This is a genomic window from Pseudomonas sp. NPDC089918 (assembly GCF_050280605.1).
Lineage (GTDB): Bacteria > Pseudomonadota > Gammaproteobacteria > Pseudomonadales > Pseudomonadaceae > Aquipseudomonas.
In genome coordinates this window covers 1-24,851 of sequence record NZ_JBNNVP010000029.1, presented here as the reverse complement: position 1 = coordinate 24,851, position 24,851 = coordinate 1, and the positions used below count along the sequence as shown (strand labels likewise).

26 protein-coding genes are annotated in these 24,851 nt (G+C 58.9%); 8 read left to right on the top strand and 18 right to left on the bottom strand.

Annotated features, from left to right (window positions below; all coding sequences use genetic code 11):
• Positions 1-15 precede the first annotated feature (15 nt).
• On the bottom strand, positions 16-948 hold the full coding sequence (locus tag ACQKPC_RS20015; protein ID WP_427626011.1) for a LysR family transcriptional regulator: 933 nt from the start codon (positions 946-948) through the stop codon (positions 16-18).
• A 99-nt stretch (positions 949-1,047) separates the two neighbouring features.
• Here ACQKPC_RS20015 and gstA point away from each other — a divergent pair, with 99 nt between their 5' ends.
• Positions 1,048-1,650, top strand: coding sequence for a glutathione transferase GstA (gstA, locus tag ACQKPC_RS20010; RefSeq protein WP_427626010.1), 603 nt, complete (start codon positions 1,048-1,050; stop codon positions 1,648-1,650).
• 133 nt (positions 1,651-1,783) lie between these two features.
• On the opposite strand, the gene ACQKPC_RS20005 is transcribed toward gstA, so the two are convergent.
• The 4 genes from ACQKPC_RS20005 to ACQKPC_RS19990 all read right to left on the bottom strand — a co-directional run bounded on the left by ACQKPC_RS20005 (position 1,784) and on the right by ACQKPC_RS19990 (position 5,444).
• Positions 1,784-2,797: an ABC transporter substrate-binding protein gene (locus tag ACQKPC_RS20005; protein ID WP_427626009.1), complete on the bottom strand. Its 1,014-nt coding sequence runs from the start codon at positions 2,795-2,797 to the stop codon at positions 1,784-1,786.
• Positions 2,794-3,342 (bottom strand): sigma-70 family RNA polymerase sigma factor, encoded by a 549-nt coding sequence (locus tag ACQKPC_RS20000; protein ID WP_427626008.1) that lies wholly within the window; start codon positions 3,340-3,342, stop codon positions 2,794-2,796. The genes ACQKPC_RS20005 and ACQKPC_RS20000 overlap by 4 nt, the downstream gene beginning before the upstream one ends.
• Positions 3,343-3,576: 234 nt before the next feature.
• Positions 3,577-4,368 carry a phosphate/phosphite/phosphonate ABC transporter substrate-binding protein gene (locus ACQKPC_RS19995; protein WP_427626007.1) on the bottom strand — a complete coding sequence of 264 codons (792 nt, stop codon included), beginning with the start codon at positions 4,366-4,368 and terminating at the stop codon, positions 3,577-3,579.
• Between the two features lie 134 nt (positions 4,369-4,502).
• Complete coding sequence (locus tag ACQKPC_RS19990) at positions 4,503-5,444, bottom strand: fatty acid desaturase (protein WP_427626006.1); 942 nt, start codon at positions 5,442-5,444, stop codon at positions 4,503-4,505.
• A 342-nt stretch (positions 5,445-5,786) separates the two neighbouring features.
• Here ACQKPC_RS19990 and ACQKPC_RS19985 point away from each other — a divergent pair, with 342 nt between their 5' ends.
• Entirely contained in the window at positions 5,787-6,203 is a 417-nt protein-coding gene (locus ACQKPC_RS19985) for a GNAT family N-acetyltransferase (protein WP_427626005.1), read from the top strand.
• Between the two features lie 139 nt (positions 6,204-6,342).
• Here ACQKPC_RS19985 and def read toward each other — a convergent pair whose 3' ends face one another.
• The 3 genes from def to ACQKPC_RS19970 all read right to left on the bottom strand — a co-directional run bounded on the left by def (position 6,343) and on the right by ACQKPC_RS19970 (position 8,187).
• Positions 6,343-6,882 (bottom strand): peptide deformylase, encoded by a 540-nt coding sequence (gene def / locus ACQKPC_RS19980; protein WP_008069131.1) that lies wholly within the window; start codon positions 6,880-6,882, stop codon positions 6,343-6,345.
• The gene (locus ACQKPC_RS19975; protein ID WP_427626004.1) at positions 6,879-7,823 is read right to left on the bottom strand and encodes a YihY/virulence factor BrkB family protein; all 945 of its coding nucleotides are present in this window, start codon (positions 7,821-7,823) and stop codon (positions 6,879-6,881) included. The genes def and ACQKPC_RS19975 overlap by 4 nt, the downstream gene beginning before the upstream one ends.
• Positions 7,824-7,995: 172 nt before the next feature.
• Positions 7,996-8,187, bottom strand: coding sequence for a CsbD family protein (locus ACQKPC_RS19970; RefSeq protein ID WP_095054313.1), 192 nt, complete (start codon positions 8,185-8,187; stop codon positions 7,996-7,998).
• 191 nt (positions 8,188-8,378) lie between these two features.
• Between ACQKPC_RS19970 and ACQKPC_RS19965 the strand changes: the two genes are divergently transcribed.
• Positions 8,379-8,756 carry a hypothetical protein gene (locus tag ACQKPC_RS19965; protein WP_063341286.1) on the top strand — a complete coding sequence of 126 codons (378 nt, stop codon included), beginning with the start codon at positions 8,379-8,381 and terminating at the stop codon, positions 8,754-8,756.
• Between the two features lie 171 nt (positions 8,757-8,927).
• Here ACQKPC_RS19965 and fadD1 read toward each other — a convergent pair whose 3' ends face one another.
• Entirely contained in the window at positions 8,928-10,628 is a 1,701-nt protein-coding gene (fadD1, locus tag ACQKPC_RS19960) for a long-chain-fatty-acid--CoA ligase FadD1 (RefSeq protein WP_008069135.1), read from the bottom strand.
• A 378-nt stretch (positions 10,629-11,006) separates the two neighbouring features.
• Positions 11,007-12,695: a long-chain-fatty-acid--CoA ligase FadD2 gene (gene fadD2 / locus ACQKPC_RS19955; protein ID WP_427626003.1), complete on the bottom strand. Its 1,689-nt coding sequence runs from the start codon at positions 12,693-12,695 to the stop codon at positions 11,007-11,009.
• 258 nt (positions 12,696-12,953) lie between these two features.
• On the opposite strand from fadD2, the gene ACQKPC_RS19950 reads away from it, so the two are divergent.
• Together ACQKPC_RS19950 and ACQKPC_RS19945 are read left to right on the top strand one after the other, a co-directional pair.
• A complete protein-coding gene (locus tag ACQKPC_RS19950) occupies positions 12,954-13,898 on the top strand; it encodes a lysophospholipase (RefSeq protein ID WP_427626002.1) in 945 nt (314 codons plus the stop codon).
• 44 nt (positions 13,899-13,942) lie between these two features.
• Positions 13,943-14,413 (top strand): MaoC family dehydratase, encoded by a 471-nt coding sequence (locus ACQKPC_RS19945; RefSeq protein ID WP_007902410.1) that lies wholly within the window; start codon positions 13,943-13,945, stop codon positions 14,411-14,413.
• 122 nt (positions 14,414-14,535) lie between these two features.
• Here the strand turns inward: ACQKPC_RS19945 and ACQKPC_RS19940 are convergent, their stop codons facing one another.
• The 4 genes from ACQKPC_RS19940 to ACQKPC_RS19925 form a co-directional block, all read right to left on the bottom strand.
• On the bottom strand, positions 14,536-15,399 hold the full coding sequence (locus ACQKPC_RS19940; RefSeq protein WP_427626001.1) for an efflux RND transporter periplasmic adaptor subunit: 864 nt from the start codon (positions 15,397-15,399) through the stop codon (positions 14,536-14,538).
• An 11-nt stretch (positions 15,400-15,410) separates the two neighbouring features.
• The gene (locus ACQKPC_RS19935; protein WP_008069143.1) at positions 15,411-15,617 is read right to left on the bottom strand and encodes a DUF1656 domain-containing protein; all 207 of its coding nucleotides are present in this window, start codon (positions 15,615-15,617) and stop codon (positions 15,411-15,413) included.
• Entirely contained in the window at positions 15,604-17,592 is a 1,989-nt protein-coding gene (locus ACQKPC_RS19930) for an FUSC family protein (RefSeq protein ID WP_427626000.1), read from the bottom strand. Before ACQKPC_RS19930 ends, ACQKPC_RS19935 begins: the two co-directional genes overlap by 14 nt.
• A 156-nt stretch (positions 17,593-17,748) precedes the next feature.
• Positions 17,749-18,216 (bottom strand): ferritin-like domain-containing protein, encoded by a 468-nt coding sequence (locus tag ACQKPC_RS19925; protein WP_427625999.1) that lies wholly within the window; start codon positions 18,214-18,216, stop codon positions 17,749-17,751.
• 204 nt (positions 18,217-18,420) lie between these two features.
• Here ACQKPC_RS19925 and ACQKPC_RS19920 point away from each other — a divergent pair, with 204 nt between their 5' ends.
• Both ACQKPC_RS19920 and ACQKPC_RS19915 read left to right on the top strand, forming a co-directional pair.
• Entirely contained in the window at positions 18,421-18,657 is a 237-nt protein-coding gene (locus tag ACQKPC_RS19920; RefSeq protein WP_003213031.1) for a DUF3820 family protein, read from the top strand.
• Between the two features lie 25 nt (positions 18,658-18,682).
• Complete coding sequence (locus ACQKPC_RS19915) at positions 18,683-19,864, top strand: aminotransferase class V-fold PLP-dependent enzyme (RefSeq protein ID WP_427625998.1); 1,182 nt, start codon at positions 18,683-18,685, stop codon at positions 19,862-19,864.
• 2 nt (positions 19,865-19,866) lie between these two features.
• Here ACQKPC_RS19915 and ACQKPC_RS19910 read toward each other — a convergent pair whose 3' ends face one another.
• The 4 genes from ACQKPC_RS19910 to zwf all read right to left on the bottom strand — a co-directional run bounded on the left by ACQKPC_RS19910 (position 19,867) and on the right by zwf (position 23,659).
• Positions 19,867-20,592 (bottom strand): intradiol ring-cleavage dioxygenase, encoded by a 726-nt coding sequence (locus ACQKPC_RS19910; protein WP_427625997.1) that lies wholly within the window; start codon positions 20,590-20,592, stop codon positions 19,867-19,869.
• Positions 20,593-20,806: 214 nt separating this feature from the next.
• The gene (locus ACQKPC_RS19905; protein WP_427625996.1) at positions 20,807-21,472 is read right to left on the bottom strand and encodes a bifunctional 4-hydroxy-2-oxoglutarate aldolase/2-dehydro-3-deoxy-phosphogluconate aldolase; all 666 of its coding nucleotides are present in this window, start codon (positions 21,470-21,472) and stop codon (positions 20,807-20,809) included.
• A 17-nt stretch (positions 21,473-21,489) separates the two neighbouring features.
• Positions 21,490-22,203: a 6-phosphogluconolactonase gene (gene pgl, locus ACQKPC_RS19900; RefSeq protein WP_427625995.1), complete on the bottom strand. Its 714-nt coding sequence runs from the start codon at positions 22,201-22,203 to the stop codon at positions 21,490-21,492.
• Complete coding sequence (gene zwf / locus ACQKPC_RS19895) at positions 22,190-23,659, bottom strand: glucose-6-phosphate dehydrogenase (RefSeq protein ID WP_123495454.1); 1,470 nt, start codon at positions 23,657-23,659, stop codon at positions 22,190-22,192. The genes pgl and zwf overlap by 14 nt, the downstream gene beginning before the upstream one ends.
• A 228-nt stretch (positions 23,660-23,887) precedes the next feature.
• Between zwf and ACQKPC_RS19890 the strand changes: the two genes are divergently transcribed.
• Positions 23,888-24,748, top strand: coding sequence for a MurR/RpiR family transcriptional regulator (locus tag ACQKPC_RS19890; protein ID WP_177319492.1), 861 nt, complete (start codon positions 23,888-23,890; stop codon positions 24,746-24,748).
• Positions 24,749-24,851: the final 103 nt, after the last annotated feature.

The window sequence follows — 24,851 nt, the reverse complement described above, 5'->3', positions numbered from 1 at the left end:
CGCGATAGCGGAATGTCAGTCAACGAATGTGTTGAATGTGACGCCGCCATCACGGGCAAGCCCGCTCCCACATGGATTGCGGTCTGCAAGCATCCCCAACAACACCCGCACCGCCGCCGAAGGTTCTTTGTGAGGCGCGACCACCAAGGCAAACTCCCGCTCGATATGCGGCATCACCGGCACTACTCGCAAGCCTCGGCGATTGGCAGGCAAGGTCATTTCCGGCACCAAAGTCACACCGATGTTTTCCCGCACCAGAGTGAACGCACTGCTCCACTCTCGCACCTCGGCTCGCACATCCAGCAGTTGCAGCCCGGCGTCGGCGGCCAGGCTGCGGGCATTGGTCGAACAACCGCCAGTGGCCAGCACAAAGGGTTGCTCCGCCAGTTCAGCCAATGAAACGCCCTCCTCATTCGAGCGGCGCGCCAAGGGGTGGCCACCAGGCAGAACCGCCACCCAGGCATCACGCCCCAGACGACCGGCACTGCGCGCGGGTACCGGGTTCAATACCACGCCGACATCCACCAGCCCGGTACTGAGCAATGTTTCCACTTCATCGTCGCTGACCTCCAGCGCCACCACTTGAATGCCGGGATACAGCCTATTGAACTGGCGCAGCAGCGGCGGCAGAAAGGTCGCCAACACCAACGGAAAACTGGCCAGGCGAATCGTCCCGCGCTGGATGTCCTTAGCGGCATCGACGGTACTGCGAATGTTCTCGAGGGCGCCGAGCATGGTTCGCGCCTGTTCGATCACAGGCAAGCCGATGGCGGTCGGCAAGGTCTGACGGTTTTCCCGGCTGAACAGCTGAACGCCCAAGGTTTCTTCGATCAGTGCCAGCGCCTGACTGGCACCGGACTGGGTCATCCCGACCCGCTCGGCCGCCCGGGTGATGTTGCCGGTGTCGGCCACCGCCACCACCATTCGCCAATGCATCAGGTTCATCATGGCAGTAGCTTTCCTAATGGCAGTGTTCTGAAAGATTAATTTTACCGAGGGTGCCGCGCACTATGACACTGGCGCAAACCTGCAACCAGAGCCCTGCCCATGAAGTTGTATTACGCCCCGCAAGCCTGCTCATTGGCGCCGCACATCGTGCTGCGCGAACTGGATCTGCCGTTCGAGTTGGTCCGCGTCGACAACAGCACCAAGCAAACCGCCACCGGCGAGGACTTCCTCGCCATAACCCCCAAAGGCTACGTCGCGGCGTTACAGCTGGATAACGGTGATGTGCTGACCGAAGGCCCGGCGATCCTGCAGTACCTGGCGGACTTGCGGCCCGAGGCCAACCTGGCAGCGGAGAACGGGACGTTCGAGCGGGTGCGTTTGCAGGAATGGCTGAATTTCGTTTCGACCGAGATTCATGGCGGGCTGGGTTGGCTGTTCAATTCGCAGTTTTCGGATGACGTGAAAGCGCTCATCAAAGAGAAGCTGTTCAAGCGTTTTGTCGTGTTGAGTCAGACGCTGGAGGGGCAGGATTATCTGATGGCTAGCGGATTCAGTATTGCTGATGCGTATCTGTTTACGGTGTTGCGCTGGACGCAGGTGTTTGGCATCGATCTGGATCAATGGCCGGCGTTGGCGCGGTTTCAGGCGCGGGTTGATTCGCGGCCAGCCGTGAAGGCGGCGTTGGCTGCGGAGTTGCCGTAAGGCTTGAAATCATTCGCGAGCAAGCCCGCTCCCACATTTAACCGAGTTCTTACTGTAAGAATGCGATCAAATGTGGGAGCGGGCTTGCTCGCGAAGGCGGCAGTTCAGACACTACAGAAACATCAGACAAAAACTACAAACTCTCACTCACCTTCGTAGCCACCTCCCCCGGCACCCAGGCCTTCCACACCTGCGGCTGATCGCGCAAAAACGCTTCGGCCACCTGACGCGGTGGCTGGCGTTTTTCGCTCATCTGCCCGAGGGTCTGGTTCAGCAGATTGATCGGCAAATCGACCTTTTCGAAGAACGCCACCAGGTCCGGGTACTGCGCCTTGAACGGTGCCGACACACCGATGGCCAGGCTGGCCGGCATCGAACGTGTGCCCTTGGGGTTCGGGTTGTTGGCATCGGCCAGGGTCTTCCAGGCTTGCGCATCGAACGGCGGCTCTTCGAGTTTCACCAGTTTGAATCGACCCAGCAGTGGCGTCGGCGACCAGTAGTAAAACAGTACCGGTTTGCCACGGCGGATCGATGAAGCGACCTCGGCATCCAGCGCCGCGCCGGAACCGGTGCGGAAGTTGACGTAGCTCGCAGTCAGGTCATAGGCCTTGAGTTTCTGGCTGTTGACGATCTCCGATGTCCAGCCGGTCGGGCTGTTGAGGAAACGCCCGCGGCTTGGGTCTTCGGGGTCGCGGAACACGTCCTTGTAGCGCGCCAGGTCGGCGACGGATTTCAGCTCCGGCGCCAAAGGTTTAATGCCGCGTTCCGGGTCGCCCTTGATCACGTATTCCGGCACCCACCAACCTTCGGTGGCGCCTTTGACCGTGTCGCCCAAACCAAACACTTTGCCCTCCGATGCCGCCTTGACCCAGGCCGGACTGCGCCCGGCCCACTCTTCGCCGATCACTTGAATATCGTTCTTCGCCAAGGCTGCTTCGAGGCTGACAGTACTGCCCGGCAAGGTGTCGGTCGGGTAGCCATAACCTTTCTCGACGATCAACCGCAGGATCTCGGTGATCAGGCTGCCACTTTCCCAGGTGATGTCACCGAAGTGGATGGGCGTGGTTTTTTCTGCAGCCGGAACGTGCCCAGCCACAAGGCTCAGGGCCAGCAGCGAACTGCCGAGCAGGGTTTTGATCGATCTCATGCAGACCTCTGGGTCAGGGGTAATCGGTTCAAGGGTTCGTTGGCACTGTGCCGGGCGCACAGTGCCTGGGAGCGGGTCATGTAGACGCTGACCGAGCGCAGGGAAATGCCCAGTTCGGCGGCGATTTGGGGGTAGGTCAGGCCGTCGATTCGCGACAACAGGAAGGTTGCCCTGACCTTGCCCGGCAGGCGCTCGAGGGTTTGATCAAGGCGTGTCAGGGCCTGGGAAAACTGCGCCAGATCTTCAGGCGATGGTCCGCCGAACGGGTCAATCGGCGATAGCTGATCGAGGTGTTGGCGTTCCAGGTCGCGACGACGCCACAGCTGATAAATCAACCGATGGGCAATGGTGGTGAGCAAGGCGCGAGGTTCGCGAATTGGCGTCAGACCTGGCGATTCGAGCAACTGCACGAAGGTCTCGGCGGCGATGTCTTCGACGCTGGGACTGGCCCCCAGGTATCGGCGCAGCCGTGTACACAGCCAGGCATAGTGGGCGCGGAACAATCCGCCCACGTCGTTGCGATGAGAAAGGTCGGCGCCGGACATAGAGGCTCCATGAGTTAGGGGTCGCTGAATGTCCGGTGATCCGGTGGCGCGATCCTAGCAAGGAGCCTTATTCATTAATAATACTTAAAATGAATTTTTATATTCCATAAATGGATTTAAATAAGCGGCCTCTGATACATCGCTATCGCGGGCACGCTCCCACAAATCCACCGAAATGCTGTGGGAGTGTGGCTTGCCCGCGATTGATGGGATTGTTGGCACAAGCCTCAAGCCTCAGCGCAACCGCCCGTACCCCAACGCTTCGGCCTCCTGTTGATAATCGAGAATGACTTGATAGTCGCTTTCGGTGGCCGGCAGCACTTCTTGCAGGCCGAGGATTTCCGCGACTTCGGGCAGTTCCTTCAACGTCTGATTCATCACCCGTCGAAGCTGTTCAGCCTGCTCATCGGTGGTGCCAGCGGCCGCGATGTAGGGCAACGTCGGGCTGAACGCCGTGCGTGCCAACACGCGCAGGCCTTCGACTTCTGCTTGGGCATGCTGCACCAGATAGGCGAAGGTCACGCTGTCGATGGCGGCCAGGTCTGCCAGGTCATCACGCAGCCAACGCAGGCTTTCGCGGTGGCTGCCACTGATGGCCACACTGGCAAAAAACTGCCCGTCGCGGTGCAGTGGCGCCAGTCGGTGACGCAACAGGTTCATGCCACTGTTGGAGTCTTCGCCGTTGATCACACCGCGACTGCCTCGCAAGGCTGACAAGGTCCATCGAGGATCGTCGGCGCGAGTCAATAACAGGCTGCAATGGTTACCGCCATTGCTGTCCGGAAGTTCGTAACGAGGACGACCGATAACCCGGACACGACCGCGTAAAGCCGTCATCAGGGGATAGCCGCAAGTCTGGGTCAGCAGCAGGCGCGGGGACAACCAGAGGTCCATCAGCGACAGCCCTTCGGCATCGAGGCGAGTGCTGCCGAGCTGTTCGAGAATCCGCGCTAGCCAACGCTCGTTGGCTTGGCGGATCGACTCGGGAGCGACGTACATCAGTAATTCAGCGAGGTGTTGTGTCATTGAAACCCTCTAAGCAACAAATAACCCTGTGGGAGCGGGCTTGCTCGCGAAGGGGTCATATCAGTCAATATTGATGTTGAATGACACACCGCCTTCGCGAGCAAGCCCGCTCCCACAGGGGAACTCATTCGCAATCAGTGAAACGGATGCCGCGGGCTGTCGATCGCCCTCACCCCATGCTCGCGCATCAACTGAACATAACCCTGCACCACAAACCCGCCACTACGCGTCAGCCATTGCTCGCGGCGCGTGCGATAGGCCCGCGGCAGGTCGTACCAGGGCAGGCCCGGCAAGTCGTGGTGCACCAGGTGCAAGTTGAGGTTCAGGAATAGCCAACGCCACGGCCATGCCGCTTCATTGATGACGGTGCGTTGCTCGGGTTGCACGTGGGGACGGTGTTCATAGTAAGAGCGGATCATCGCAATCGACAGCGCCGGCACGCTGATCAGCAACAGGTAATGCCAGACCGGCAGCACGCTGTAGCGGGCGATGAACGTCAGCATCAGCAGCGTCAGCGCACCGTGGGTAAGCCACATCAACCAGGCTTGGCGCTGACCCGCTTTTAGCCTTTGCAACTCATCCCGGGCCAGCGCCAGCAAGGCCAGTGGCGCACCGAGGACAAAGCGCCCGAGCACGGTTTTGTTCAGCCAGTGCAGGCCCTTTTCGAACAGAGAACTGCGCTGCCACTGTTCAGCGCTCAGGTAACGGCTTTCCGGATCGCGACCGGGAACGGTCAGGTCTTCATCGCGGTGATGCAACAAATGACTGTCGCGGTACAAGGTGTAGGGATACCAGACCGCGAACGGCGCATAACCGAGGATTTTGTTCAGCGTTTGCCAACGGGTGGGATGGCCGTGCAGCAATTCGTGCTGCACCGACAACCACAACACCAACAGTGGAATCAGCAACAACGCGCTCCACCAGAGCCCCAATCGAGCGCTGCCCAGGACAATGCTGAACCAGCCGACATACACGCCGACCAACAGCAGCCAGGTCGGCCACTCGGTGCGAGCGGTCAAGCGTTGGCGCAGGGTTTCGATTTCTTCACGGTGGGCAGCATCAAAATAATGGGGCATGGCTTTGCTCAGATCGGGAACCAGTCCCCCTCTGTGCAATGGCGCAGGGATTTCTTGCAGATTATCTGGTTATTTCGATAGGCCTGAAAAACAAGGAGCCCGAGGACTCGGGCTCCGTTGACGCGGGATCAGTGGCCGAACACGCCCACCTTCTTGGCCTTCTTGTCCGCACGTTTTTCATCGGCGGTTTTAGCCGGTTTCTTCTTTGCCGCTTTCTTTGAATCCATGCCTTTGGCCATGATACATACTCCACTCATACGGGACGTGAGATCAGGTATACACCTATCGCGGCGCCCGCGTTCTTTTATAATCACCCGCTTTGCGCACTGACAGTCCAGGCCCATGCCCAACACCCAGTACACCTTGCTCGACGAGCCGTTATGGCCGTTGATGAACAAGTTTTACCGCGCCCACCAATCGTCGATGAAAGCAGTCCGCGACGCTCGCCTGTGGGTCGCGAAACGCGATGAGATCATTGCGGCGTTATGTTTGCGGCCAGTGGCCGGCGGGCATTGGCTGACCGGGTTGTTCGTCGACCCGCGCTGTCGCGAGCAAGGGATCGCCGCGACGTTGATCGCCCACGCCATCAAGCACCTCGAAGAACCAGTCTGGTTGTTCTGCCATCCGGATCTGCGTGGTTTTTATGAACGTCGAGGTTTTACATTCGACCCGCCCCTGCCCTACGCCATGGCTGAACGGTTGAGCCGTTATGCGCGGAGCAAACCGATGATTGCGATGGGTTTGGAACCGACCAGATAAAGCCCTAAAAGGCTTATGGAGATCACCTGTGGGAGCGAGCCTGCTCGCGATAGCGGTGTACCGGTCACCATCAATGTTGACTGTCAGAGCCTCATCGCGAGCAGGCTCGCTCCCACATTGGTTTTGAGGTGTTTTCGAATCAGTCGTCCGCCGCAGGGTCCAGGTCCGGGAACATCACCTCGGTAAACCCGAATTTGCTGAAATCACTGATGCGCGACGGGTATAGCCGGCCGATCAGGTGATCGCATTCATGCTGCACCACCCGCGCATGAAATCCCGAGGCAATGCGTACAATCGGCTCGCCCTTGGGATCGAAGCCTTCATAACGAATCTGCTGATAACGATCCACTGCACCCCGCAGGCCCGGCACCGACAGGCAGCCTTCGAACCCCTCTTCAAGGGTCGGACTCAATGGAGTGATCAGTGGATTGATCAGAATCGTCTGCGGCACCGCTTCGGCGTCCGGATAGCGTTCGCTGTGTTCGAAACCAAAGATCACCAGTTGCAGGTCGACACCGATCTGCGGCGCCGCCAGGCCGACCCCGCCGACGCTTTCCATGGTCTGGAACATGTCGTCGATCAACTGCCACAACTCAGGGCTGTCGAACATTTCTGTCGGCACCGGTGGGGCAATGCGCAGCAGGCGTTCATCGCCCATTTTCAGAATTTCACGGATCATTTCAGGGCTTCGTCAGTGGTCGGCTTGATTGAGTGGTCCCGTCCCAATCCCGAAACGTGATGTTTGGGTTCTTCGGGCACTTTTTCGCCAGGTTTCTTGCCTTCAGATGACATGTGCTCGATCACCGCATTCATTTCCGCGCCGAGCAACAGCACTGCAGCGGAAATATAGAAGTACAGCAGCAACACGATGATCGCGCCGATACTGCCATACATGGCGTTGTAATTGGCGAAGGTTTTGACGTAGAGACCGAAGCCCAGCGAAGCAATGATCCAGACCACCACGGACAACACCGCACCTGGGGTGATGAAGCGAAACTCTTGTTTAACGTCGGGCATGACGTAGTAAATCAGCGCCACCGCCATCATCAGCAGAATCACCACCACCGGCCAGCGGACGATGGTCCAGACGGTCACAATGAAATCTTCGAGGCCCACTTGCGCGGCGATCCAGCTCATCACCTGCGGCCCGAGCACCATCAGCGCTGCGGCGATCAGCAGCATGCCGGCGATGCCGATGGTGTAGAAAATCGACAGCGGAAAGCGCTTCCAGACCGGACGGCGTTCGACCACGTCGTACGCGGCGTTCATCGCGCTCATCATCAGCCGCACACCGGCAGATGCGGTCCACAGGGCAATCACGATACCCACCGAGAGCAAGCCGCCCTTGGATTGCTGAAGCTGGTCGATCACCGGGTTCACCTGTTCCAGTGCCTGGGGGGGCAGGACCAGTTCCGATTGCAGGCGCAGCCAGGAGAAGAAGTCCGGCAAATGCAGAAAACCGATCAGGGCGATCAGGAACAGGATAAAAGGGAACAGCGAGAACAGCATTTGATAGGCCAGCGCCGAGGCATAGGTCGACATCTCATCGTCGATGAACTCAGTGACCGTACGCATCATCACCCGATGCAGGGGCAAACCTTTCATGGTTGGAAAAAACATTAGCGTCTCCTTTCGCCGCAAAAAGGTTGAAGTCATGGCGACTCAGGGGCCGTTTTCTACAACAAAGTAGCCTACTTGGCGACTTTGAAACAATCACAGGGTATATCTCGCCTATCCAACATAAAAACGGCCATCTTCGGATGGCCGTTTCTGTTACTCGGCAAATGCCGGATTACGCCTTATCGATGCCTTTTTTGAGAGCATCCTTGGCTTTGCCGATCGCTTGCTGGGTTTCGCCTTTCCTCTCCTGCGCCACGCCTTCGGAGCGCAGTCTTTCGTTGCCGGTGGCCTTGCCGACGCCTTGCTTGACGTTGCCGGCCGCTTCATTTGCCATGCCTTTAACTTTATCGCCAGTGCTGCTCATGGTATTTCTCCTGTGAACATTTCAACGGGGAAAGTAGTTACACAAGGATTGACCGGGGGCCTGTGCGCGGAGTTTCATTTATTTATTAACCGGACATTTCGCAGGTTAGGCTTTATGTTTGCAGCCTTTGCCCCGAGAATGCGCAACGTATTCAGGCCATGGCGCTGAAGATCCATTCCCGTAGGAACGTTATGAAACTCGATAAAAAGCAGGCCATTGCCCGCAGAAACCAGGAACTCGGCGGTGCTGTGCTTGGTGTCAACAACTGCCATTTCACCGAATTGAACCGCAACCGCAATATCTTCTGGTTCGATATTCCGGTCGCGCGCCTGGCCGTTGGTCAGTACGAATGGATTCACTTGCTGATGCACACCCCGGATACCGACGAACTGTTGCACCTTAAAGTGCCGACGGTGTTCCTGCGCGAGAAACTCGAAGGCCTGGTGGTGCGCAACCAAGGCAAGCGCAAGGCAGCCCTGAGCCTGGAACTGAGCGCCGACAAGGACTCCTACCTGCAGGACATGCGCCCGGCCGGTACCAACGTCAACTTCGTGCAGTTCCGTCAGTAACAGCAAAAGCTAAAAGCTTTGATCGTTCCCACGCTCTGCGTGGGAATGCCGCCACGGACGCTCCGCGTCCGATGCTGGGACGCAGAGCGTCCCGGGCTGCGTTACCACGCAGAGCGTGGGAACGATCAGTCAGGCAACAAAAAGCCCCGCATCTGCGGGGCTTTTGTTTGGCTAGGCGCTGACTTTCTTCACGCCCAGCTTCTTCAGCTCTTCGTCGCGCAGTTCGCGGCGCAGGATCTTGCCGACGTTGGTGGTCGGCAGCGCGTCGCGAAATTCCACGGCTTTCGGCACTTTGTAGCCGGTGACGTTGGCGCGCATGTGCTCCATCACCTGATCCTTGGTCAGGGTCACACCCGGTTTGGCGACGATAAAGATCTTGATCGCCTCGCCCGACTTCTCGTCCGGCACACCGATGGCCGCGCATTGCAGCACGCCCGGCAGAGTCGCCAGCACGTCTTCAAGCTCATTGGGATAAACGTTGAAACCGGACACCAGGATCATGTCTTTCTTGCGATCGACAATGCGCATGTAACCGTCAGGCTGGATCAGCGCGATGTCACCGGTCTTCAACCAGCCTTCGCTGTCGAGTATTTCATCGGTGGCGTCCTGACGCTGCCAGTAGCCCTTCATGACTTGCGGACCTTTCACACACAGCTCACCGATGGCGCCCAACGGCTGTTCAACACCGGCATCGTCGATGACTTTGCACAGCGTCGATGGCACCGGAATACCGATGGTGCCGATCTGGATGTTCTGGCTCGGGTTCACCGTGGCCACCGGGCTGGTTTCGGTCATGCCGTAACCTTCGCAGATCGGGCAACCGGTAACCTCTTTCCAGCGTTCGGCCGCGGCCAGTTGCAAGGCCATGCCGCCGGACAGAGTGATTTTCAGGCTGGAGAAATCCAGCTTGCGGAACGCTTCGTTGTTGCACAGCGCGACGAACAGCGTGTTCAGGCCGACGAAACCACTGAACTTCCACTTCGACAGTTCCTTGACCATCGCCGTCAGGTCGCGCGGGTTGCTGATCAGGATGTTGTGGTTGCCGATCAGCATCATCGCCATGCAATGAAAGGTGAACGCATAGATGTGGTACAGCGGCAGCGGGGTGATCAGGATCTCGCAACCTTCATTGAGGTTGGAACCCATCAGCGCTTTGCACTGCAGCATGTTCGCCACCAGATTGCGATGGGTCAGCATCGCACCCTTGGCCACGCCGGTAGTGCCACCGGTGTATTGCAGCACGGCAACGTCGCTGCTGGCCGGGTTGGCTTCCGCCACTGGCTGGCCATGGCCCTTGCGCAGCACGTCATTGAATTTGATGGCCTTGGGCAAGTGATACGCCGGAACCATCTTCTTCACGTACTTGATGACGCTGTTGACCAGCAGACGCTTGAGCGGCGGCAGCAGGTCGGCCACTTCAGTGACGATCACATGCTTGACGCCGGTTTTCGGCACGACGGTCTCGGCCAGATGCGCCATGTTGGCCAGGCAGACCAGGGCTTTGGCACCGGAATCGTTGAATTGATGTTCCATTTCCCGCGCGGTGTACAGCGGGTTGGTATTGACCACGATCAGCCCGGCGCGGATGGCACCGAAAACGGCGACCGGGTACTGCAGCACGTTGGGGAGTTGCACGGCGATTCGATCGCCGGGTTGCAAATCGGTATGCTGTTGCAGGTAAGCAGCAAAGGCACCGGACAATTCGTACAGCTCACCGTAGGTGATTGTCTTGCCCAGGTTGCTGAATGCCGGTTTGTCAGCGAAGCGTTGGCAGGATTGCTTCAACACTGCCTGAATATTCGGATACTCGTCTGGATTGATCTCGGCAGCAATTCCAGCTGGGTACTTATCCTTCCAAAAGTCTTCGATCATGGAAGCCCACTCCTCAGCAACGCGAATTCAAATACCGCATTTGATGCGATTATTATTGGTGTTTGATTATTGGTGAGTCTGGCTTTTAACAAGGCCGAGAAGTCACAAAGCGCGCCGAGAGTAGCAGCTTTGCCAAGGGCCGACCAGAGCCAAAAACGGCCTCTATAGTCACTTTAATGACTCAAGACAAACAAACGGTCATTTTAGAGCAAAAATTCTATATAGCCTTAAAAGCCCCGTACTTTGGGCCTCTTCCCTGAAAAGCATCGCGGGCAAGCCCGTTCCCACAAGGTCCGCGTCGTACACATTCTTTGTGCACACTGAACATGTGGGAGCGTGGCTTGCCCGCGACCCGCGCGAAGCGCGGCCATTCAACGATCAGGCGATCTCTCGCAACTCCCGCCGCAGAATCTTGCCCACCGGCGTCATCGGCAACGACTCTCGCAAGACGATGTGCTTGGGGACTTTGTACGCCGTGAAGTTTTCCTTGCAGTAGGCCTTCAGCTCTTCAAGGCTCACCCCGGATTCGCGGGCCACCACAAACAACTTCACCGCCTCCCCCGAACGCTCGTCCGGCACGCCGATCACCGCGCAGTTGGCGACTTTCGGGTGAGCCATCACCACGTCTTCGATCTCGTTCGGGTACACGTTGAAGCCCGAGACGATGATCATGTCTTTCTTGCGATCGACGATGCGCACGAAACCGTCCGGGTCGATCACCGCAATGTCGCCGGACTTGAACCAGCCGTCGGCGTCCAGCACTTCGGCGGTGGCTTCGGGTTTCTGCCAATAGCCCTTCATGATCTGCGGGCCCTTGATGCACAGTTCGCCACGCTCGCCCAGCGATTGCTCGACGCCTTCATCGTTGATCACTTTCAGGGTTGTGCCTGGCACCGGCAGGCCGACCGTGCCGATGCGCGACTTGTCGCCGTAGGGATTGGTGCAGGCCACTGGCGAGGTTTCGGTCAGGCCGTAACCTTCGGTGATGCGGCAACCGGTGAGCTGCTCCCAGCGCTCGGCCGTGGCCTTGACCAGCGCGGTGCCGCCGGAGTTGGTGAGTTTGAGGCTGGAGAAATCCAGGGTCTTGAAGTCGGGATGGTCCATCAGCGCGACGAACAGCGTGTTGAGCCCCAGCAGCGCCGAAAACCGCCAGTTCTTCAGTTCCTTGATGAAGTTACCAATGTCCCGTGGATTGGTGATCAGCACGTTGTGGTTGCCGGTCACCATCATGCACATGCAGTTCGCCGTAAAGGCATAGATATGGTACAGCGGCAGCGGCGCGATCATCACTTCCTGACCTTCGCGCAGCAGTGGTTGACCGTCTGCACCAAATTGCCCCAGACACGCCCGCGCCTGCTGCATGTTCGCCACCAGATTGCCGTGGGTCAGCATGGCGCCCTTGGCCAGCCCGGTGGTGCCGCCGGTGTATTGCAGCACGGCGATGTCGTCGAGGCCGACGTACAGCGGTTTGATGCCCAGGCCCCGGCCCAGACGCAGCGCGCTCTTGAAGGAAATAGCCTGCGGCAAGGAATAGTCCGGGACCATCTTCTTGACTTTGCTCACCAGGGTATTGACCAGCCAACCCTTGGCGGTGGGCATCAAGTCGCCCATCTTCGCTTCGATCAGGTACTGAATGTCGGTGTCGGGCAGCACTTCCTGGACCTTCTGTCCGAACACGTTCAGGTAGACCAGCGCCCGGGCACCGGAGTCCTTGAACTGATGACGCATCTCCCGCGCGGTGTACAACGGGTTGGTATTGACCACGATCAGCCCGGCGCGCAAGGCGCCGAACACGGCAATCGGGTAATGCAGGACGTTGGGCATCTGCACTGCGATGCGATCCCCCGGCACGAGGTCGGTGTGGGCTTGCAGGTACCCGGCAAACGCGGCGCTGTAGCGTTCCAGTTCGGCGTAGGTCAGGGTCACGCCCATGTTGCTGAACGCCGGGCGGTCGGCAAATTTCTTGCAGGAACGCTCGAACACCTCGATCACCGACTTATAGGCTCCAAGATCAATATCCAGGGGCACGCCAGCCGGGCGCTTGTCATTCCAGAAATCAGGTTGCATTGTTCTTGTCCTCTTTACCTGAGCCTATCCGGGGCCGCTTTCTGTCCTTTCTCAAAAACAGAAAGCGAAAAACGGTGCTTCCCGGACACTAGCAGCTATAACGAATCAGGCAAATATGCGTACGGTCGTCATTGATTGCGTGAATCTTGCTGCCCCGCCGTGGCCTGATCAGACAGTAGGCGACGGGATGCGCTATACAATGCATCGAGGCTGTTTCCCACCCGGCAGCCTCATGCAGCCCAACGCAAAGGAATCGCCATGATCCACGACACTTTCTGGCTGACCGCGAGTGACCGCAGCAGCCTCTTCGTCAACCAGTGGCTGCCGGCCGCGCCGCTCAAGGCGGTGATCCTGCTGGCCCACGGCATGGCGGAACACAGCGGCCGTTACGCCCGTCTGGCGCAAGCATGCTGTGATCAGGATTACGGCGTTTATGCGCCCGACCTGCGTGGACATGGCAAAACTGCCGAAAACGGCACCTTGGGCCATTTCGCCGATGATGATGGCTGGTGCAAAGTGGTCGGCGACCTGGCCAGCCTTAACCAACATATCGGCCAACAGCATCCCGGCGTGCCGATCGTGTTGCTCGGCCACAGCATGGGCAGCTACATCGCCCAGGCTTATTTGCTGCACCACAGCGCCAGCCTGCACGGGGCGATTCTCAGCGGCTCGAACTTCCAGCCCGTAACGCTCTATCGCGCAGCGCGACAGATTGCTCGCCTCGAACGCCTGCGCCAAGGGCCCAAGGGTCTCAGTGCGCTGATCGAATGGCTGTCGTTCGGCTCATTCAACAAGAAATTCAAACCGGCGCGCACGCCGTTCGACTGGCTGAGTCGCGACCCGACTGAAGTCGACAAATACGCCAATGACCCGCTCTGCGGCTTTCGCTGCACCAATCAACTGTGGATCGATTTGCTCGGCGGCTTGCAGCAAATCAGCAAAGCGTCCAATCTCGCCCAGATCGATCCGGGCCTGCCGCTGCTGGTGATCGGCGGCGAATGTGATCCGGTGAGCGAAGGCAAACGTCTGAAAGATCTGGCCCACGCCCTGCGCGACGCTGGCTGCCAGAACCTGCAGCTGACTATTTACCCGCAGGCCCGGCATGAACTGTTCAATGAAATCAATCGCGATGAAGTGACTGCCGATGTGCTGAACTGGATCGCCCAGGACTTGAGCGCTCGCCGGCCACCCAGAACCGAATAGTTTTTTTGTGGATTTTTTTTAATTCGTCACAGGAATAGAGACAGATGACCCAGGTTACCAACACGCCTTACGAAGCCCTTGAAGTCGGCCAGACCGCCAGCTACAGCAAGACCGTCGAAGAGCGCGACATTCAGTTGTTCGCCGCGATGTCCGGCGACCACAACCCGGTGCACCTGGACGCCGAGTTCGCCGCCGCCAGCATGTTCAAGGAGCGTATTGCCCATGGCATGTTCAGCGGCGCATTGATCAGCGCGGCGGTGGCTTGCGAGTTGCCTGGGCCGGGGACGATTTATATCGGTCAGACGATGAGCTTTCAGAAGCCGGTGAAAATTGGCGACACACTGACCGTGCGCCTGGAAATTCTCGAGAAACTGCCGAAGTTTCGTGTACGTATCGCCACCCGGGTGTTCAACCAGCGCGATGAGTTGGTCGTGGATGGCGAGGCGGAAATTCTGGCGCCGCGCAAGCAACAGACCGTGACGTTGCCGACGTTGCCGGCGATCAGCATCGGCTGATTTGCAAGTCCGCATGATCATTCCCACGCTCCGCGTGGGAATGCATCCAGTGACGCTCCGCGTCACCAACGGCAAGACGCAGAGCGTCCTGGGCGGCATTCCCACGCGGAGCGTGGGAATGATCAGTTACCTTCCTCCTGCACCTGCACACTCGCCGTCATCCCCGCGCTCAAACTGATCCCTTCAGGCAACGTGTCGAGCTTGATCCGCACCGGAATCCGCTGCGCCAGGCGTACCCAGTTAAACGTCGGTTCCACCTCGGCCAGCAACTGCCCATCGGGCGTGGTATTGCGGTCGGTAATCCCGCGACTGATGCTTTCGACGTGCCCCTGCAACGCCTCCCCGGCGCTCATGAGCCAGACTTTGACCGGATCGCCGACGCGAATTCGCGGCAGTTTGGTTTCTTCAAAATACGCCTGCACATAAAAGGTCGAATCGTCGATCAACGCCATCACCGGTTGCCCGGCATTCACGTAATTACCCTGGGCCAGACGCAGGTTGGTGACGTGACCGCTGCGCGGCGCATGCACCTCGCTGCGAGTCAGGTTGAGTTGCGCGACCTTGGCTTCAGCCTGAGCTTCACGCAGTTCGCCCCGGGCGATGCCGGCATTGATTTGCGCGTTCTCGCGCAGTTCGGCACTGATCGCCTGCGGCCCGAGACTGGCTCGGCGGCTGGCTTCGTGTTCACGCAAACCGAGTTGCTGCTGACGGGTCTGCACCACCGCTTGCGCCTTCTCCAGCGCGGCTTCGAAACGATCACGGTCGATACTCAGCAACACATCGCCAGCCTTGACCTGTTGGTTATCGAAAGCCTTGAGCTCTCGCACCCAGCCAGACACGTCGGGGGCGATGACTACGACGTCGGCTCGGATCCGCGCGTCGCGAGTCCAGGGCGTCAACATGTAGTACTGCCACAGATGGAAGCCGGCAAAAATCGCCAGCGCCGTCAGGCTCAGGGTTATCGCGACACGTACGGATGTACGCATATTCAACTCCTTTATAAAGGCCCGAGTACGACGGTGATCAAGGTCAATACACAGACGTACAAGGCGCAATCAAACAACGCTTCGTGCCAGATCCAGCGACCGACCGGGGTCAGGCGCAATACCATGCGCAACGCTCCGGTCACCAGCAACGCCAGCAACACATCAATCAGAAACGGACTGAGCAGCACGCCGCCCACCGACCACTCACGCAAGCCCATGGCTTTGCTCCTGTTGGTGACACCAGGCACGCCAGCTGCTTTGCAATTGCAGCACAGCGCCCTGGGCGAGTTTCACCGCGTCGCTGGGCGGCAACGCGTACAAGGTTTTCAATAACGCTTCGCTGGGTTGCGCCAGCGCCTCGGCGCGACTGCCGGCCGGGCCTTGCCCGAGGACTTTTTCCAGTTGCTCGAGATAACGCTGCTGGGGCGCACTGACCGGCACCTGTGCGGCCGCCAGGCTCAAGCGCAAATGCAGCAACTCATCGCCGATGTCCAGGCCGAGCAAGCCGTCATCCCAGCGGCTGCGCGCCGGCTCCGGCAACTCGGGATAATGCCGCGCCAGTTGCAGCAAACGGTCGGCCATGCGCCCGCCGAACCAGCTTTCGGCGCCGCGCAGATTGCGTCGGGTGAGGCGCACCAGATCGGCGAGGGTCGCCGCCAGTAAGCGTCGGCCATGCCATGTCGGGTTACGCATGATCAGCAAGTGAAACGCCAATACGGCAGCGCCGACACCGATCAACATGGCCTGAGCGCTATTGAAGAAATTCGCGACATCGAACTTCATCGTGTTCAGCGGCGAAACCAGCACAATAAAGTGCAGACAGAAGGAAGTGGCCGTGGCGCCGATCTGCGGTTTGGCCATGCCCAGCGCGCCGAGAAACAGCGGCACGCCCATGCCCACGCACAGCAGCGCAAACCCGCTCCATTGCGGCAGCAGAAACTGCCCGACGATAAACGCCGATGGAATCGCCAGCAGGATGCCCCGTAGAAAACTCATGCCGATTTGCGCCCCATTCTCGCGGCTGGCAAACAGACTGCACACCACACACGTCAGCACCAGAGCGCCCGACGCCGCAGGCCATGCCGTCGCCAGCCAGAAACCCGACACCACCAGAAACGCCAGCGCACTGCGCGCGCCAAAGACCAGCGCCAATGACAGGTCGCGATGCGGCGTAAGGGTTCTCGGCGGGTCGGCCGTTTCACGCCCCTCCTGCACCGCTTTCAATGCGGTACAGGCCGCCATGGCGGTATCGAGCAACAAAGTGAAACGGGCCAGACAGTAACTTTGCGCAGCACTGATGTGTGGATCGTGAGAGGCGTCGAGCAACCTCGGGCGCAAGGCTTGCAACTGGGCGGTATCACAAGCGCCAATCGCTTCTTGAACCTCGGTCATCCATGGCATCAGTTGCTCGGCTTCGAGCAGTTCCAATTGATTCCATTGGCGGCGTACCGAACGGGCGATGCGCAACAGCATCAACAACTTCTGACTCAAACCGCTGATGGCCCGCGCTCGTTGCCGACCGAGGCTACCTTCAAACCAGGCATGCTCGCGCTGGGCATCGACCGCGACGATTTTCCCGAGTATTTCCAGTAAGCCTTTACGCGCCTGAGCGTCGCCGGCCAACGTCGCACGCGCGGCATTCATGCCGCTTTGCCAGGCTGCCCGGGCCTGGTCCGCCAGTTGCCGTTCGACCCGCAAAGGCCAGAGCAACGCACTGGCAGCGGTGGCGCAGAGAATGCCCAGGCAGATTTCCGTGCAGCGCGCCACGGCTTGATCGAACACTGTCAGCGGATGGGTAATGGCTGGCAATGCGATGATCGCCACCGTGTAACCGGCCAACACGAAGGAATAGGACCAGGCACTGCGCAGCAAGGTCGAACTCGCCGTACACAACCCGAGCCACAACGCCAACGCCAGCAAAAACAGCCAGGGCGTCTGAGCGAACAGGCCCATGAACACCACCGACATGATCGTCCCGACCAGCGTACCCAACAGCCGTGCCAAACCCTTGTGCACCACCATCCCGGACAACGGTTGGGCGACGATAAATGCCGTCATCAACGCCCACGACGGTTGCTCCAGCCCCCAGCGCAACGCCAGCCACAGTGCCAGGCCGCCGCCGATCAAAGTCTTGATCGCGAACTGCAAGGCGCGGCGGTCAGGCGCGAACAAAGCCTGCAAAGTGATAGGCACGGAGGACACTCTTGAAAGGACGGTTTAACGATAGACCGGTTAGGCGAGATGATTTGAATGACAAATTATTAGCTAGCTATCTATATCCCGTCCAGTATTAAATCCCGAACATAAAAAAACGCCAGACTGGCTGGCGTTTTTGACAGTTACGAACGCTTATGAACGTGCGCGAGCCTGGTTACGCAGGGCTTTCACCTGATCGTGGTTGCGTTGCACGCCGTGATACTGGCGTTCAACGATGTCACGAATGCTCACCAGGTTGTCTTTGTTGATTTTTTCCAGCGCTTCCTTGTACGCCTTCAGCGCGTGGTCTTCACCGCGTTCGGCTTCGTTCAGCACCGCCTCTTCATCCTTGCCGGTGAACATCGCCTTCACATCGACCCAGCGACGGTGCATATCGCCACTGACACTGGTGGAGGTTTCCGGATCACCGCCCAGGGAACGCACAGTGGCTTGCAGTTCGGCAGCGGCAGTAGCGCAGTCGGCGGAGCGCTGCATGAACAGGTTTTTGAGTTCTGGATTCTTGATGTCTTCAGCGCAAGTCTTGAACCCTTCCTGACCGTCTTTACTGGTTTCAATCAGGTCGTTGAGTACAGAAATCGCTTCTTTATTAATGTCGGTCATTTTTCAATTCCTTGCGGTTGATGAAAGATGCAATAAGTAGTTGCAGCCTGCATGCCAGCTTTGAATTTATAACTTTTTACTTATATTTCAATTGGTTAGGTTTTAACGAGGAATCTGTATCCGCTTTTTTTGCATGATCTGTCATTTGGCCTGCATGCAGAATGCCTGTATTTTCCAGACTGCCTTGAATCAAGATGACTGATGATGAATCCCGAAAAGCTCGAACTGCTGATTACCCGCGAAATGCCCTTCGGCAAATACAAGGGCCGCATCATCGCTGACCTGCCCGGCCCATACCTGAACTGGTTCGCTCGCGAAGGTTTCCCCCACGGTGAACTGGGCGGTTTGCTGGCTTTGATGCAGGAAATCGACCACAACGGCTTGTCGGAACTGCTCGAACCCCTGCGCGCCAAACACGGCAAACCCGCGCCTCGCCACTGACCCGCCCTACCTCACCGAGTTGCTCATGCCCGATAACACCCGCCGTACCCGCGATGAAGCCTTTTGGCAGACCTTTGCCGACCGCTACGCTGTCGAACCCGGCCCCCTGAACCTGGAAAACGGTTATTTCGGGCGCATGTCGCGCACCGTGGTCGAGGAGTATCAGCGCAACATCGAACTCATCAACCGCGGCAACTCGGTGCATGTGCGCCAGCGCTTCGAACAGGGCGAAAGCGTCAAGATTCGTGAGCAACTGGCCGAGCTGATCGGTGCCCCCGCCGAAGCCGTTGCCTTCACCCGCAACGCTTCGGATGGCCTGCAATCGCTGATCCGCAACTACAATCGCCTGGCACCGGGCGATCAGGTGCTGATAAGCGATCTGGAGTACGACACGGTCAAGGGCGCAATGCGTTGGCTGGCACGTTATCGAGGCGTGGAAGTGATCGAGATCGAACACTCCTACCCCGCCAGTTTCGACAGTTTACTCACCGCTTACCGCGAAGCTTTCGTGCGTTATCCGCGCCTGAAGCTGATGGCGCTGACCCACGTCACCCATCGCACCGGACTGGTCATGCCGGTGCAGGCGATTGCCGCTGCCGCCAGGGAACACGGGATCGATGTGATCCTCGACGGCGCCCATGCCCTCGGTCAGATCGAGTTCGATCTCGAGAAACTGGGCATCGCCTTTGCTGGTTACAACTTGCACAAATGGATCGGTGCGCCGCTGACGCTGGGCTTCATTTACATCGCCCCCGAGCGCCTGGCCGATATTGACCCGGACATGGGCGAGATGCATTTCCCGGTCACCGACATTCGCGCCCGCACGCCCTACAGCACGCCCAATATTCCGGCCCTGCTGACCCTGCCGTTGGTGTTCGAAGAACATCACGCCATGGGCGGTTCCGTTGCCAAGGGCATGCGGCTCAATTACCTGCGTAACCGATGGGTCGATGCCGTTCGGGGGTTACCGGGGATCGAAATCATGACCCCGGATGACCCGCGCCTGTATTGCGCCATCACCTCGATGCGCTTTACCCGGCATGCCGATCAGCAGGTGATGGTCGAGCGCCTGCTCAACGACTACAACCTGTTTACCGTGATGCGCAGCGGTGCAGCGTGTGGCCCGTGCATCCGCATTACGCCGGGCCTCACCACCACCGCAGCCGACATGGATCGGCTGGCACGGGCGCTGACTGAATTGCGCTGAGGTCACACGGTGTATTTGTCGAAGTCCTCGGGCTTGATTTGCGATGACACTGCAAACGTGTCGACGCCGATGGTCATGTACCCGAAAAAGCCGTCGTCGTTCGAGTCTCGACCGATGGCATGGACATTCAAGGTCGAGGCTTCGCCGCCTCGGTGTTTGTAGTGAAAATCTTCATCGTTTGTCAGCGCTGATACCGTGCGCCCGCCGTATTCTCTGGTATCAAGCACCGATCTCGACGCTACGTCCGGGAAGTAGAGTTGGCCAACCCAGGCGACATGGCGTTCTTCGAGATAGTTGTTGCCGGCTGTGATGCGTACCGCGACATGTATGTGCAGCGCTCGGCCGGCATAAAACCCCGGATAGATCGTGGTAAACCGGACGATGCCGTTTTTGTCCGTGAATTGCCCACCACGCAGGTAGGTATCATCATCGGTACGCGGGATAGACCCGATATCACCGACGCTGACTTTCTTGTCCGGGTTGATCTTGCTCCACCCCGAATACGCCCCGCGCGCGTTGCAATGCCAGATATCGACCACCGCCCCGGTGACCGGTTGACCGGTCATCGCATCGACGATCGTCAGCCGCAGCACCAAGGGGATGCCGTCCACGCCTTCGCTGATGTTGCGCCGGATCAGTTTCGGGTTTCGAAAATACGGGCCGGCGATCTGTTCGGGTGACAGTTGGCAAGCCGGAGGTGGGGATGTCATTGCAGTATTGTCGTCCATGACGTTCTCTCTTCCATAAGATGAACGCAGGTTAACGCTGGACGGGCGACGAGATGCGGTAACTATGTATCGCTTTTTTTCTTGTAGGATTTTTTTGGCAAAAAAGGGGTTGCAGCCATAAGGGGTTTATTTCAGGCAAAAAAAAACGGTGCGCCGACCAAGCGCACCGTAAAGCCGTAGAACACACAACGAAGTGTTTGGTAAATCCGGTTAATCAGTCCAGCAGCGCCAACGCCTCAGCGGTGCATTCCTGGATGCGGGCCCAGTCGCCGTTCTTGATCCACTCGGGGTCAAGCATCCAGCTACCGCCCACGCACATCACGTTTTTCAACGCCATGTAGCTCTTGATGTTGGCCGGGCTGACGCCGCCGGTCGGGCAGAATTTTACTTCGCCGAACGGGCCGCCCAGGGCCTTGATGGCCGCGACGCCGCCACTGACTTCCGCCGGGAACAGCTTGAAGCGGCGATAACCCAGGCAATAGCCTTCCATGATGCCGGAGGCATTGCTGATACCCGGCAACAGCGGGATCGGGCTGTTGACACTGGCTTCAAGCAGATCACGGGTGATACCCGGCGTGACGATGAATTGCGAACCCGCCGCTTCGGCAGCGGCCAGCATGCTGCGATCCAGTACGGTACCGGCACCAGTCACCAGTTCCGGACGCTGCTCGCGCAGGATCTGGATCGCCTTGAGGCCGAACTGCGAACGCAGGGTCACTTCCAGCGCCGTCAGGCCACCGGCCGCCAGGGCGTCGGCCAACGGCAGTACGTCCTGTTCACGGGCGATGGTGATCACCGGCAGGATCCGCGCCTTGGCGCAAAGGCTGTCGATCAGGGCAACTTTGTCCGCCATGGAAACGGTCGGGGATGTGTTTGTCATAGCGGCTGATCCTTGGTTCATGGGCACCAGTAAATCTCTAACGTAGGTTGCAGAAACGCCCGAATCGGCATGGCGGCGACATCGTCACCGGCCAGGGCGGCATTCAGGGTGGTCAGCTTGGACTGACCGGAAATCGATAGAACGGTGTGCTTCGCCGAAGCCAGCAGCGCGCGACTCATGGTCAGGCGTTGATGGGGCACGGTCGGCGCCAGCATCGGCCAGCAACGACGGGTGCCGTCGACTTTCAAGGCATCGGCCAGGTTCGGGCTGTTGGGGAACAGCGACGCGGTATGACCGTCGTCGCCCATGCCCAGCACCAGCACGTCAATCGCTGGCAATTCGGCGAGCAAGCGATCAGCCTGCTCGGCGGCCTGTTCCAGGTTGGCGGTGGCACTGTAGAGGCTCAGGAACTGAGCCTTGGCCGCCGGGCCTTGCAACAGGTAACGCTTGAGCAGACCGGCATTGCTGTCGGCATGTTCCACCGGCACCCAGCGCTCGTCAGCCAGGCTGACCACCACTTTCGACCAGTCCAGCTTCTGCTTGGCCAGGTGCTGGAAAAACGCGACCGGGCTGCGTCCGCCAGACACCACCAGCGTCGCGGCGCCTTGTGCGGTAATGGCGTCGCTCAATTGCTTGGCCACCGTCAATGCCAGGCCTTCGGCCAGCAACACCGGGCTTTTGAACTCATGAGCGCTAACGCCCTGAGGCAGTTTCAATTCAGATATCGCCATACCACGACCTCCCGTCCCGCGTGATCAGTGCAATGGAGCTCATCGGCCCCCACGACCCTGCCGCGTACGGCTTGGGCGCATCGCCGGATTTTTTCCACCCGGCGATCAACTGGTCACACCACTTCCACGCGGCTTCGATTTCATCTTTACGGACAAACAAATTCTGATTGCCGCGCATCACTTCCAGTAACAACCGCTCGTAGGCGTCGGGAATCCGCGCGCTGCGATAAGTGTCGGAAAAATTCAGCTGCAACGGACCGCTGCGCAGCTGCATGCCCTTGTCCAGGCCTTGTTCTTTGGTCATCACGCGCAAGGAAATGCCTTCATCCGGTTGCAGGCGGATGATCAGTTTGTTGCTGATCTGCAAGCGCTGCTCGGGGGCGAAGATGTAGTGCGACGGTTCCTTGAAGTGGATGACGATCTGCGACAGCTTCTGCGGCATGCGCTTGCCGGTCCGCAGGTAAAACGGCACACCGGCCCAGCGCCAGTTACGAATGTCGGCACGCAGGGCGACGAAGGTTTCGGTGTCGCTCTGGGTGTTGGAATTAGGCTCCTCCAGATACCCGGGTACCGATTTGCCTTCGCTGTGGCCGGCGATGTACTGGCCGCGCACCACTTGAGTGGTCAGGCCTTCCGGGCTGATCGGCGCCAGCGCCTTGAGGACTTTGACTTTCTCATCGCGAATGCTGTCGGCGGACAGGTCAGCCGGCGGGTCCATGGCGATCAGGCAGAGCAATTGCAGCAGGTGATTCTGGATCATGTCCCGCAGCTGCCCGGCCTTGTCGAAATAGCCCCAACGGCCTTCGATCCCGACCTTCTCGGCCACGGTGATTTCCACGTGGGAGATGTAATTCTGGTTCCACTGGGTTTCGAACAGACTGTTGGCGAAACGCAGGGCGATCAGGTTTTGTACGGTCTCTTTGCCCAGGTAGTGGTCGATGCGGTAGGTGCGGTTCTCCGGGAAGAACTGCGCCACGGCGTCGTTGACCTTGCGCGAGGATTCCAGGTCCGAACCGATGGGTTTTTCCAGCACCACGCGGGTGTTTTCGGTCAGGCCGACCTTCGACAGGTTCTCGCAAATGGCGCCATACACCGCCGCCGGGGTGGCGAAGTAGGCAATCACACGCTGGGCACTGCCGGCCTGCTCGGCCAGGGCGACGTAATCGTCAGCCTTGAGGAAGTCGACGTGCAGGTAGCTCAAACGGGCCAGGAAGCGCTCGAGCACCGCTTCATCCAGCTCTTTGGCGCCCACGTAGCGGCGCAGTTCAGTGGCGATGAATGCCAGATGCTGCTGCTCGCTGCCGGGTTCACGGGCCAGCGCGATAATGCGCGTATCCTCATGAAGCAGGCCGGCGCCATCGAGTTGATAAAGGGCAGGAAACAGCTTGCGCAGGGCCAGATCGCCGAGAGCGCCGAACAAGGCAAAGGTGCAAGGTTCAACCGTAATCGAAGGCATGATGTTTGTTCTTTTATCAAGTTAAGCTACAAATACCTTTTTTCAAGGCATCACTCAAGGGAAAATGTAGTAATAACCACAACATTTTCGCAAAATACAGATTCCGAGTGGTGGTCGGTCGGAGCCATCAGTAGGATAGGCCACCGTTATGGGCCGTATCAAAGGCCCAATTTGCATTAGTCGAACGCTTATTTGCGCTGCTGACCTAAGGAACATGAAATGGATCGCGTGCGAAATTTACTGGAACAGATCCAGAATCGCCTTGAAGACCTGAACAAGGCTGAACGCAAAGTCGCCGAAGTGATTCTGCTCAACCCGGAGCAGGCCACCCGGTTCAGCATTGCCGCCCTCGCCCAGGCCTCGAAGGTCAGCGAGCCGACGGTCAACCGTTTCTGCCGCTCGTTCGGCGTCAGCGGCTACCCGGAACTGAAACTGCAGCTGGCCCAGAGCCTGGCCAGTGGCGCGGCGTATGTCAGCCGGGCGGTTGAAGCCGATGACAATCCGGAAGCGTATACAAAAAAGATTTTCGGCAGCGCCATCGCCTCTTTGGACAGTGCGTTACAGGCGCTTGACCCGAGCCTGATCAGCCGTGCCGTTGACTTGTTGATCCAGGCCCGGCAGATCCACTTCTTCGGCCTCGGCGCCTCGGCCCCGGTGGCGCTGGATGCGCAGCACAAGTTCTTCCGCTTCAACCTGGCGGTGACCGCCCATGCCGACGTGCTGATGCAACGCATGATTGCCTCGGTGGCCCACACCGGTGAGTTGTTCGTGATCATTTCCTACACCGGCCGCACCCGGGAACTGGTGGAAGTGGCGCGCATCGCCCGGGAAAACGGTGCTTCGGTGCTGGGCCTGACGGCCGAGGGTTCGCCGCTGGCCAAGGCCAGCACCTTGAGCCTGAACATCCCGTTGCCGGAAGACACCGACATCTACATGCCGATGACGTCACGGATCATTCAGCTGACCGTGCTCGATGTGCTCGCCACCGGCATGACCCTGCGCCGGGGCGTGGATTTCCAGCCGCATTTGCGCAAGATCAAAGAAAGCCTGAATGCCAGTCGGTATCCGATTGGGGATGAGTTTAATTAACTCGTACCGATCGTTCCCACGCTCTGCGTGGGAATGCCTCTAGGGACGCTCCGCGTCCAGTGACGCGGAGCGTCACGGGCTGCATTCCCACGCAGAGCGTGGG

Coding starts and splice junctions, on each gene's coding strand:
- ACQKPC_RS19950 (WP_427626002.1), top strand. CDS start 12,954: ATGATCCACGACACTTTCTGGCTGACCGCGAGTGACCGCAGCAGCCTC.
- fadD1 (WP_008069135.1), bottom strand. CDS start 10,628: ATGATCGAAGACTTTTGGAAGGATAAGTACCCAGCTGGAATTGCTGCC.
- ACQKPC_RS19990 (WP_427626006.1), bottom strand. CDS start 5,444: ATGCCCCATTATTTTGATGCTGCCCACCGTGAAGAAATCGAAACCCTG.
- ACQKPC_RS19910 (WP_427625997.1), bottom strand. CDS start 20,592: ATGGACGACAATACTGCAATGACATCCCCACCTCCGGCTTGCCAACTG.
- gstA (WP_427626010.1), top strand. CDS start 1,048: ATGAAGTTGTATTACGCCCCGCAAGCCTGCTCATTGGCGCCGCACATC.
- ACQKPC_RS19970 (WP_095054313.1), bottom strand. CDS start 8,187: ATGAGCAGCACTGGCGATAAAGTTAAAGGCATGGCAAATGAAGCGGCC.
- ACQKPC_RS19935 (WP_008069143.1), bottom strand. CDS start 15,617: ATGGGCTTGCGTGAGTGGTCGGTGGGCGGCGTGCTGCTCAGTCCGTTT.
- ACQKPC_RS19975 (WP_427626004.1), bottom strand. CDS start 7,823: ATGTTTTTTCCAACCATGAAAGGTTTGCCCCTGCATCGGGTGATGATG.
- fadD2 (WP_427626003.1), bottom strand. CDS start 12,695: ATGCAACCTGATTTCTGGAATGACAAGCGCCCGGCTGGCGTGCCCCTG.
- def (WP_008069131.1), bottom strand. CDS start 6,882: ATGATCCGTGAAATTCTGAAAATGGGCGATGAACGCCTGCTGCGCATT.
- ACQKPC_RS20005 (WP_427626009.1), bottom strand. CDS start 2,797: ATGAGATCGATCAAAACCCTGCTCGGCAGTTCGCTGCTGGCCCTGAGC.
- ACQKPC_RS19945 (WP_007902410.1), top strand. CDS start 13,943: ATGACCCAGGTTACCAACACGCCTTACGAAGCCCTTGAAGTCGGCCAG.
- ACQKPC_RS19925 (WP_427625999.1), bottom strand. CDS start 18,216: ATGACCGACATTAATAAAGAAGCGATTTCTGTACTCAACGACCTGATT.
- zwf (WP_123495454.1), bottom strand. CDS start 23,659: ATGCCTTCGATTACGGTTGAACCTTGCACCTTTGCCTTGTTCGGCGCT.
- ACQKPC_RS19940 (WP_427626001.1), bottom strand. CDS start 15,399: ATGCGTACATCCGTACGTGTCGCGATAACCCTGAGCCTGACGGCGCTG.
- pgl (WP_427625995.1), bottom strand. CDS start 22,203: ATGGCGATATCTGAATTGAAACTGCCTCAGGGCGTTAGCGCTCATGAG.
- ACQKPC_RS20000 (WP_427626008.1), bottom strand. CDS start 3,342: ATGTCCGGCGCCGACCTTTCTCATCGCAACGACGTGGGCGGATTGTTC.
- ACQKPC_RS19985 (WP_427626005.1), top strand. CDS start 5,787: ATGCCCAACACCCAGTACACCTTGCTCGACGAGCCGTTATGGCCGTTG.
- ACQKPC_RS19905 (WP_427625996.1), bottom strand. CDS start 21,472: ATGACAAACACATCCCCGACCGTTTCCATGGCGGACAAAGTTGCCCTG.
- ACQKPC_RS19995 (WP_427626007.1), bottom strand. CDS start 4,368: ATGACACAACACCTCGCTGAATTACTGATGTACGTCGCTCCCGAGTCG.
- ACQKPC_RS19965 (WP_063341286.1), top strand. CDS start 8,379: ATGAAACTCGATAAAAAGCAGGCCATTGCCCGCAGAAACCAGGAACTC.
- ACQKPC_RS20015 (WP_427626011.1), bottom strand. CDS start 948: ATGATGAACCTGATGCATTGGCGAATGGTGGTGGCGGTGGCCGACACC.
- ACQKPC_RS19920 (WP_003213031.1), top strand. CDS start 18,421: ATGAATCCCGAAAAGCTCGAACTGCTGATTACCCGCGAAATGCCCTTC.
- ACQKPC_RS19915 (WP_427625998.1), top strand. CDS start 18,683: ATGCCCGATAACACCCGCCGTACCCGCGATGAAGCCTTTTGGCAGACC.